Raw genomic sequence first — 9377 nt, 5'->3', positions numbered from 1 at the left:
CTTCCAAGCCGTCTGTTAGCTACGGAGCAGCTTGGCCTTTACTCCGACCGGACTTTCACCGGCAAGTTGTGCCTAGCTTGGCTAGGCGCGCAAGTCCTAGACTGCTGCTGTTTTATTGAACAAACGTTCCCAGCTGAAACGTAATGCTCAAAGTGATTAAGGTTTTTTGGGCCGATTAACTTTTTTATCGCATTCTACTTCAGGGAGACAAGATAGTCGGCAAGTTGGTCGAAAGTACCCTCAAGACCTTGTTGAAGCATTGGAGCCATACCGTTGTAGGTTTCTTGTTCCTCAGCGGAAGCGTTCACAGGGCCACCTTTCAGTTTTAAAACAGTTTTACCTTCGTTATCTTCTAGCGTGATGATATTCATAATTTCAAGAGGCCAGCTTGCGCTAAAAGGCGCTCGGACCGTATTGCCTTGTTCATCGGAAAAGGATTGGATATAAGCCACTTTCTCAGGTTTGACAACCTCTTGGTATGCAAATTTTCCCCACATAACGTGATTTCCGTCAGGAGACGTCTGAAAACCTAAAAAGTCGCCACCTGATCGAGCGTCCATTTTAACGACTTCGAGGGTGAACCCCTGCGGTCCCCACCATTTTGCGAAATGCTCGAGCTCTGTCCATGCTTTAAATACGAGTTCTCGAGGGGCATCGAATACACGCGTAAATGCAATTTCGAAAGATTGATTCAGATTGTTATCCATGAAAATCCTCCTTGTTTTTTGAAGGGAACTATTCCCCTAATTTGCTACAGAGTGCTTGAAGCCTGAACCAGAAGATCGGCCAGGAGATCGTAATCGGGTGTATCCTCTTTACGGATTTTTAGCCATTTCCTCTCGTCTGGCCCTTCAAATCCTTTTGGAAACGTAAGGCCGGAAGAATTCATGATCATGAATGCAATGGTATCTTTCGATGGTGATATAACCGCCGCATAGTGTCCATTTTTCAGGAAATGGGGCTTTTTGTACTGAATGCGTTCTTCGGCTTCTGGAATAACCTGATGGACCATCTGGCGTAGTTGGTTGCTGACCTCGATTTGCCATGGTTGACTAAGGTTCTCGATAAATGCGGAAACTTCCTGATTCATCATTTCTTTTGCCGCTCCTTTTCGTAGTTTGTTTTGGAAAGAGTTAGAGACTGGACGAAGATTATCACGTTCTCTTGTATGAACTGATCGAGACTGATATCAGGATAATTGTTACCAGCTTCCAAATCGTTAATGAACGCGCCATATTGAGCCATCAAGAATGTAAACGCCTGCATGGTGGGGTTCGTACAGACTATTTTTCCTTTTTCGCACATCGTTATAAAGTAATCTGTCAGATACGTCAACAATTGGCGAGGATGTTGCAGACGACGTTCTTTAAAGCCGGGGATATGGACCTCATCTTTTAAGGCGATCAGTATCAGCTTTCGGTCTCGGTTCATGATGTCATGATATTTTCTGCTGATGGTTAGTAGGTCGACCTCTAACTCCCATACAATCTGCTCGTTGAAAAGTACTCGCATCTCTTCGGCGTACTGAAATCGTTCAAGGGCGGCTTCAAGCAAATTTTGCTTGCTACCGAAATGTCGAAAAAGCGTCTTTTCGCTTAAATCGGCAAATGAAGCGATTTCCTCTGTCGTAACGCCGTGATAGCCTTTCTCCGAGATTAGGTCGATCGCAGCCCGTAACAATTTCTCCGCGCTCCCTTGCTTAGTTTGACGCATGATCAACTCTTTACCTTTCTGTAGAACATGAAATGTCTGTCAGTGGTGACTGACATTATATTATTACAAATTTATCCTCTCGTCAAGAGGCCTGCACCTCGCTTGAATGAAAAAACTTCCGGCAAATCGTAAGGCTAATAGTAATAGCCTATGTATGCAAGATTTCTTGAAGCACTTTCTGAGAAGGCATAGTGGTAAAGTGGAAAATAGAGTTGAATGTTGAAGTATCGACGTTAGACATTATAGTGGTGTTTGAGTTTTATGCATTCGACACATGTGGAGACGATAGTGTTGCTACAACGATGAACTATGCAGAAATCCTTAGATTTAGGCACTTTTATAATCATACTGTGTTTATATTAGATGTTATAAATACAGATATAAAGTTATACAAGAATGCATTACCGTTTCTGTGATAATAGACCTCTTTATTTAGTGGATATATTTTATTTTCTGTATAATAATTCAGTTAGTAGTTATTATTTGAAAATTTATATTTTGAACAGGAAGGAAGTCAATCATGCTGTTTCGAAAAGCTATTACAACCGATATACCACAGTTAATTAAATTTCGTAAGATATTGCTATGTCATGAGGACAACAGTAGTATGGATGAAACATTTAGAAACTACTTTGATTCCTCATTATCAGACAAGTCACTCGTTGTATGGGTTGCTGATGATGACGGAGTAGTTGTATCAGCAGTATGTTTTTGCTTATGTCGATTTGCACCACGATTTGAAAATCCTTCTGGATTAGTTGCATACATGACTAATGTTTTCACAATCCCAAATTACCGTCGTCAAGGTATAGTATCCAAACTTATTAGTGAAGCAATAGATGATTTGAAGACACAAGGAATTAGAAAAATCCTGCTACATTCGTCTGATATGGCTAAACCGATGTATGAAAGTCTTGGTTTTGTTGAAGGAAAGAACTATATGTCAATGAATATTTGATGCTGCAGCTCTTTATAGGAATTTAGAGATTCGTCAGAGGAAAATGCTTGCTCAATGGTCTATAAAACGTGGATATATGGATACCCTTCGGAAAAATAAGACTAAGTTCTAGTAAATAACGTTAAGCTAACAGCTAACGGGAGAACGGGAGTGCAGGAGTTGCTTATAGTGGCTCCTTTTTTATTTCCGCTGAAGTATAGGCAGGATAGCTGATTGGGAATAGCAAGTTTTATGATATATTAATAGAAGATTAGACCCTGAAGTGAATCAGTTGAACGTTGAACATGGAGAGTATTCAATTAATGGGGGGAAGTGTTTTAGCGTTTCTGTATGGAGTTTTAACGATGGAAGGGATTGAGGAATTTCTCTGAATGACATAATTATTTTAGGAGGGTACAACGTGGAAGTTTTTTTCGAATACTTAGCGCGTATTGATAACTCCGACCATCGGGACCGAACGGAGGAGATTTTAGCGTGGGTCGCCAACAAGTTCCCGAATTTGGAAGCGCAAATCAAGTGGGATACGCCAATGTATTCCGATCACGGCACATTTATTATAGGCTTTTCCACAGCGAAGCATCATTTGAGCATTTCACCCGAAGAAGTATGCATCACACACTTTGCCGATAAAATTGCACAAGCTGGCTATAGCGCTACCAAAGGCTTATTTAGAATACCGTGGAATGAGCCGGTAAATTACGAATTACTTGAGAAAATAATCGAGTTTAATATTTTGGATAAAGCAGACTATTCAACTTTTTGGCGGAAATAAAAAAATGTAATTCAACTAACGAGAAACGAAAGTGGAGGTGTTTGCCGACAAGCAGCTCCTCTTTTGGTTTATTTAAGTAACGAGCAGTTCTATAACTACATTATGGTACAATTTAGGGATAAATATAGAATTCCTGCTCTAATTTTATTCTTCGTGACTGGTAGGAGTTTATTTAATATGGATTGTATTATATTTAATCTTCGTTGTAATCCCATATGGGGAACAATATCATTTTTTTAGTGAAGGAAGAGATCCGCAAGAGGATAAAATTTTACCATATTTTTTAATGACTACTCCAATATTAACAGGCTATCTTATCTTAGTAGTTATAAATCTTAAAAAAGTAATATATTTACGTTGTTTGAATTATCCTTTAATTATTTTTAATATATACGTATTCTCATTTATATGTTTTTCAGTAATAGGCGGTGCAGTTTTATGGTTAATGGTTTTTACAGCATTAATTCCTTTGATACTGGTTCCTGTTAGTTTTGTATTGGGTTTAATTAAGGATATAAAATATAGTAAGAAAGATAATTAACACTTAGGTGAGCACGGAAACAGTTTAGAGTATTTTGCCCGACAAAAGGATCGTTGTTCTTCTCCGCTAAGTATCAGGAATTATAAAGGCAAAGTTTGATGAACTTCATGCACTTTGGAAAGAAAAATGAGATTGTCCAATGACACAAATGTGCATACATAACATATGGAAGAAAAGCTTGAGGAATCAGGCTTTTTTTTATGTAGGGAGATTTGTGTCATTTACAAAATGATGATATGGAACTTGCCATAGAATGGCTAGATGAACGCGGTTATGAATGATCAATGGATTTCGATGACGACGTTAACGATGGCTGGAGAAAAGATGACTTTCTACTCAAGTATAATGACTGGTAGTTTGGAGTAATAAGCTGCTATTGTTCTGGAGTAAAGGAATTTGGGCTAAGCTCCAGTTTATGCGTAGCTCCAACTAAAGTAGATGAGGTATTTAGGAAGAGAATTTTAAGAGGATACGATTCAAGCTGCCCTTCATATTACGGCAGCTTTTCAAATTTATTATCTTGGACATCGATTAACGCCACCTTGTAATTGATCTTTTCCAGTGTTTTCAATAAAAGTGTTATTTGTTCCTCCACTTTGCTTTTCTGGAGTACCAGCAACTTTCTTCTTTCTTGCAATGTACTATCCCCACTCTTATAAAGCTCCACATATTGTTTTATTTCTGCTAGTGGTAAACCTGTTGAACGCAGGGCTTGTACCGTCTCAATACAATCGATGTAGTGTTCACTAAACATGCGGACCCCATTCGCATCTCGTTCAACCATTGGCAACACGCCTTCTTTCTCATAGAAACGAAGTGTATATGGAGTAATGCCCATTTTTTCGGAAATTTCCTTAATAGAATAACCCATAAGATATCATTCACCGCCTGTTTTGATTAGAGTTACTCTAACATATTTTACAATCAGAACTTACATCGAGTCAAATACAATCCTTTACCAATAAGGAGTAGATATATGCAATTGACTTAGAGTCACTTCAACCAGGTAAGCTAAGAAAGAAAAACAATAAATTATTCGAAGGAGATAGTTTTATGACAAAAACCGTATTGATCACCGGGTGTTCGACCGGATTAGGAAATACTACAGCCAGGAAGTTTGCTTATGAGGGATGGAACGTAGTTGCGACGATGCGCAAACCGGACCAGAGTTTGGCAATGGAAAATCCCGAACGGATTTTTGTAACGGAGCTCGATGTTACAAATCCTGCGAGCATAGAGGCCGCGATTGCGGCAGGAATTTCCAGGTTTGGCCAGATAGACGCCGTTGTGAACAACGCTGGAGTCAGCATCCTCTCGGTGTTTGAAACAACACCTATGAATGCAATCCGCGGGGTTTTCGAGACCAATGTCTTCGGTACCATGAACGTCATTCAGGCGATTACACCTTATTTTCGCGGGCAAGGCGGCGGAACCATTGTAAATATCACTTCGAACTTGGGTTTTGCGTCAAACCCGCTTCTTACGATCTATGCCGCGACAAAGCATGCAGTCGAAGGGCTTTCGGAATCGCTAGCGTACGAGCTTGAATCGCAAAATATTTCCGTCAAACTGGTGGAACCAGGTGCCATGCGAACGACGAGCTTCGCGTCGAACACCATGTCCGCATCCCAAGATGTGTCCGTTCCACAATCGTACAAGCTCTATTTTGATCACATGATGCAATCTATGATGAACTATCCATTTGATAATGCAGATGAAAACCAGGTTGCCGATCAGATTTACGCTGCTGTCAGCGATGAGTCTGAACAACTACGTTTTCTTGCAGGTCCGGATGCGGAAGAAACTGCTAGACTAAGATGGACCACGTCTGAAGAAACGTACATGACTACCATGCGCGAACTGATGGGGCAAACAGCATGGAGAAATATGCAAGGAAAGTAAGGATTTAAATAACCAAAACCAGTACTTGTCCTTAAAATTAAAAGCGCGATAAACGCCTCAGTGATGTACCACGTGCAGATTCTGAGGGTTTGTTGCTTATTATGAAACATTCGCGTAACAGCAATTTGAGAGTGGACATTTTCAACTATTGCCAACAAGGACAATGCATGGATCGGACATTGAAAAATGAAGTGTAAAAGTATAAACAAAGGATGATTGGATTATGGAGAATAAATTAAACCCGGAAATTAAAGAAATGTTTTCTTTTATACCAGAAGTCATTTATACCCGAGAGAATTTAGGTGCCAAAAGGAACGAGATGAATGAGATGTTTGCTGGTTTAGCTGGATCGCTGCCCATTAATGATGCAGTTATAACATCAGAGAAACATGTTCCAGGAGCAGAAGGGGATCCAGATGTTCGGATCAAAATTTATGAACCAAAAGCGAAGGATGAAACCCTTCCAGGTGTTCTATATATTCATGGTGGTGGCTATATCCTTGGATCTGCTGATATGATGGATCCTGCTTTGCAACAACTAGTATCTGAACTCAATTGCGTCATCGTTTCAGTGGATTATCGACTGGTTCCAGAACATCCTTTTCCGGCCCCACTCGAAGATTGCTATGCTGCACTCAAATGGTTCTCTGAAAATGCTGAAGAACTGGGGGTTGATTCATCTAGAATCGCCGTAGTTGGTCCCAGTGCCGGAGGTGGATTAACGGCTGCTGTATCCCTTTTGGCAAGAGATCGCAAGGGGCCTTCTATAATATTCCAAATGCCTCTATACCCAATGATTGATGATCGGAGCATTACTAAGTCCAGTAATGAAATAACAGATGAAAGAGTATGGAATAAAACAAAAAACCAATTTGGATGGAAAATGTATTTAGGGGAAATGGATGAAGTATCCCAATATGCTGCTCCAGCACGTGCAACCGATTTGTCAGGACTTCCACCCACATACACATGTGTTGGTGACTTAGATCCATTTCGTGATGAAACAATCGATTATGTATTAAGGCTAACGCAGGCTGGTGTGCCTACAGAGTTTCATTTATACCCCGGATGTTTTCACGGCTTTGAAGAATACTTTCCTACTGCTGAAATCAGCCAGAGAATTGTAAAAGGATATACTACGGCATTAAAGCATGCCTTACACAAATGATCGTTTATCCAATTTATGACTCTTATAGAATTAATAAAACGACGCGGTTAATAACTAGTAAAATGGTAGAAGGGATTAAGGATAAACAATTCATAGAATAAAAATAAACAGAGTGTAGAAATACGTTGCGAAGATAATGAATGAACGAAAGATGATAACCATGAAAAAATATGAAAATCAGATTCCGACCGATATGAGAATGGGTTTAACAAAAATATTCAGTATATTAAGAGATACTCTATTTGGAAGAGCGAAATTAAAGCCTGCAGCTAATATTGATGTAGAGACTTTTCGGTTAGCTGACGAAATTACTGTTCCGGATGCTGCACGTGTAACGTGGTTTGGCCATTCGGCTTTTCTACTTGAAATAGAGAGTAAAAGACTTCTCTTCGATCCGATGTTAGGCACTCGAATTCCGTGGGCTGGTGCGAAACGATACAGCAAGAATCTGCCTCTTCAGCCAGAGGATTTTCCCGCGATTGATGCGATCATTTTATCCCATGACCACTATGATCATCTGGACTATTCTTCAATTCGTAAACTAAAAGATAAAACCCGTCAATTTATCGTGCCATTAGGAGTAGGTCGTCATTTGATCAAATGTGGAGTCACACCAGAAAAAATTTCCGAGCATCAATGGTATGAAGAGCTAGATGATCTCACGTTGGCATGTATGCCGGCGAGGCATTTCTCAGAAAGAGGGTTATTTAACCGTAATTCTACACTGTGGTGCTCTTGGGTGATCGTCGGACGTGGGACGAGGATTTATTTCAGCGGAGATAGCGGCTATGGTCCTCACTTTAAGGAAATCGGTGAAACATACGGACCCTTTGACTTGACAATGGTGGAATGTGGGCAATACGACGAGCGGTGGTTGATTCATATGAAGCCTGAAGAAACGGTGCAAGAGCATCTTGATCTTAGAGGACAGCTCTTGATTCCCATTCATTGGGGAGCGTTCACGCTAGCCTTTCACTTATGGACTGATCCCATAGAACGGGTCACGAAAGCAGCATCAGCACAAAAGGTCAACATCGCAACTCCAAAAATCGGCGAAACTGTTGTGATAGCTTCTAAGGAAATTCCGACGAGCACTTGGTGGAAAAAATAGAACATGTTATGGAACATCACCTTCACATAGCATTTTGTCACGTGACACTTATCCACGCACTTGACCAAGCTATTACATATGATACACCATAATTTAATTTAATTAAGAGGGTGTATCAGAATGTCATGTTCGTGTGGATGTGGAGGAAGAAAGCGCCGCGAAAAGAAACGGAATAAATTCGTAAAGACTAGTAAGATGATTAGTACTCGAATTGGAAATTCAATGCTCTCTGTTCCATCATTTATATGTAAAGGTCGTAAACGTCGTCACGGAACAGGAATAGATTCTGTCAATTTATTCCACGATAGCCATTTTAGGATCACCCAATTCTCAATCACGGGAAATGCCGAACCATGTACTCCATTAATCACTGTAGGAAAAAGCTTTACCGACGCTAGAAATTGTCTGTTGGCAAATGATTTTGTAATACAGGACGCAACAGAAATAAGAATGAGATTTGTAAGATTCGCTCCAATACGGGTCGGAAATGAGATTGAAAACCTGATGATGCGAATTGGGACCGATCTGACAATCCCATTTCCAGAAGTAACGGGAAACTTATGAACAACTATTTTTCGCTAGATGGGGCGCGGAATGCTTTGGAACTGGCACGCTCCGTGTGGAGCAGGGGAAAAGCTGGCGATTACATCAAAGGATTACCTATAACTACAATACCGCAAAAAACTGAATGTTTTCACTTAACAAGCATATTGTCCGAAACAAACATAAACCGGTTGCAAACGGCATGCAGCCGGTTTATGTTTTCCAGCAACTAACTGGAGGTTATTCTGCCAATATCTTTTCAAGCGTGCCGCTCATTGCAGCCCAGCCACACTTCGTGTTTTCGAGTACATACTCAGGAAGCGACCCAAACCAGAATTTCGTGAAGAGGGGAGGTGTTCAGCCTGAATCGCGTTTCTCTGCCGACTTTTCGATCAAGCACCAACCCAGCCTCTTTAAGGATTGTCAAATGCTTGGATACGGCAGTACGGCCCATATTATATTGTGCCATCAATTCATGAAGCGGGATCTCCTCCGCCTCTGCCAAAAGATGGATGAGTCTACGTCTGGTTGGATCCGCTATCGCGGCAAACAAGTCTCGCAACCTGTCGTTCTCGCTCATAACACCCACACCTAAAACTCTTTCAAGCAAAACATAGCACCGGCATTCAACCCCAAGAACCCGCAACTTGAAGCAATTCAATTGGTTTT

General features: G+C 40.7%; 9 protein-coding genes and 1 pseudogene. 5 read left to right on the top strand and 5 right to left on the bottom strand.

Going from position 1 to position 9377, the window contains the following annotated elements:
• Positions 1 to 194: 194 nt before the first annotated feature.
• The 3 genes from ACFQ0C_RS10230 to ACFQ0C_RS10220 are packed head-to-tail and all read right to left on the bottom strand — an operon-like array spanning position 195 to position 1713.
• On the bottom strand, positions 195 to 707 hold the full coding sequence (locus ACFQ0C_RS10230; RefSeq protein ID WP_379366420.1) for an SRPBCC family protein: 513 nt from the start codon (positions 705 to 707) through the stop codon (positions 195 to 197).
• 44 nt (positions 708 to 751) lie between these two features.
• The gene (locus tag ACFQ0C_RS10225) at positions 752 to 1090 is read right to left on the bottom strand and encodes a DUF1801 domain-containing protein (RefSeq protein ID WP_258213818.1); all 339 of its coding nucleotides are present in this window, start codon (positions 1088 to 1090) and stop codon (positions 752 to 754) included.
• On the bottom strand, positions 1090 to 1713 hold the full coding sequence (locus tag ACFQ0C_RS10220; protein ID WP_379366418.1) for a TetR/AcrR family transcriptional regulator: 624 nt from the start codon (positions 1711 to 1713) through the stop codon (positions 1090 to 1092). The genes ACFQ0C_RS10225 and ACFQ0C_RS10220 overlap by 1 nt, the downstream gene beginning before the upstream one ends.
• 520 nt (positions 1714 to 2233) lie before the next feature.
• Between ACFQ0C_RS10220 and ACFQ0C_RS10215 the strand changes: the two genes are divergently transcribed.
• Positions 2234 to 2671: a GNAT family N-acetyltransferase gene (locus tag ACFQ0C_RS10215; RefSeq protein WP_379366416.1), complete on the top strand. Its 438-nt coding sequence runs from the start codon at positions 2234 to 2236 to the stop codon at positions 2669 to 2671.
• A gap of 400 nt (positions 2672 to 3071) precedes the next feature.
• The gene (locus ACFQ0C_RS10210; RefSeq protein WP_379366414.1) at positions 3072 to 3443 is read left to right on the top strand and encodes an iron chaperone; all 372 of its coding nucleotides are present in this window, start codon (positions 3072 to 3074) and stop codon (positions 3441 to 3443) included.
• 1034 nt (positions 3444 to 4477) lie between these two features.
• Here ACFQ0C_RS10210 and ACFQ0C_RS10205 read toward each other — a convergent pair.
• Complete coding sequence (locus tag ACFQ0C_RS10205; RefSeq protein ID WP_379366412.1) at positions 4478 to 4855, bottom strand: MerR family transcriptional regulator; 378 nt, start codon at positions 4853 to 4855, stop codon at positions 4478 to 4480.
• Between the two features lie 182 nt (positions 4856 to 5037).
• Here ACFQ0C_RS10205 and ACFQ0C_RS10200 point away from each other — a divergent pair, with 182 nt between their 5' ends.
• From ACFQ0C_RS10200 to ACFQ0C_RS10190, 3 genes are all read left to right on the top strand, one after another.
• A complete protein-coding gene (locus ACFQ0C_RS10200; RefSeq protein WP_379366410.1) occupies positions 5038 to 5886 on the top strand; it encodes an SDR family oxidoreductase in 849 nt (282 codons plus the stop codon).
• 223 nt (positions 5887 to 6109) lie between these two features.
• On the top strand, positions 6110 to 7054 hold the full coding sequence (locus ACFQ0C_RS10195; protein WP_379366408.1) for an alpha/beta hydrolase: 945 nt from the start codon (positions 6110 to 6112) through the stop codon (positions 7052 to 7054).
• A gap of 160 nt (positions 7055 to 7214) precedes the next feature.
• Positions 7215 to 8165: an MBL fold metallo-hydrolase gene (locus ACFQ0C_RS10190; protein WP_379366406.1), complete on the top strand. Its 951-nt coding sequence runs from the start codon at positions 7215 to 7217 to the stop codon at positions 8163 to 8165.
• 862 nt (positions 8166 to 9027) lie between these two features.
• Here ACFQ0C_RS10190 and ACFQ0C_RS10185 read toward each other — a convergent pair.
• A pseudogene (locus ACFQ0C_RS10185) lies at positions 9028 to 9288 on the bottom strand (ArsR/SmtB family transcription factor); the annotation flags it as partial.
• Positions 9289 to 9377: the final 89 nt, after the last annotated feature.

The sequence above is a fragment of the Paenibacillus sp. GCM10027630 genome (genome assembly GCF_042676305.1).
Classification (GTDB): domain Bacteria; phylum Bacillota; class Bacilli; order Paenibacillales; family NBRC-103111; genus Paenibacillus_S.
The sequence above is the reverse complement of the archived record's forward strand: the minus strand, read 5'-3'. Positions and strand labels throughout refer to the sequence as shown.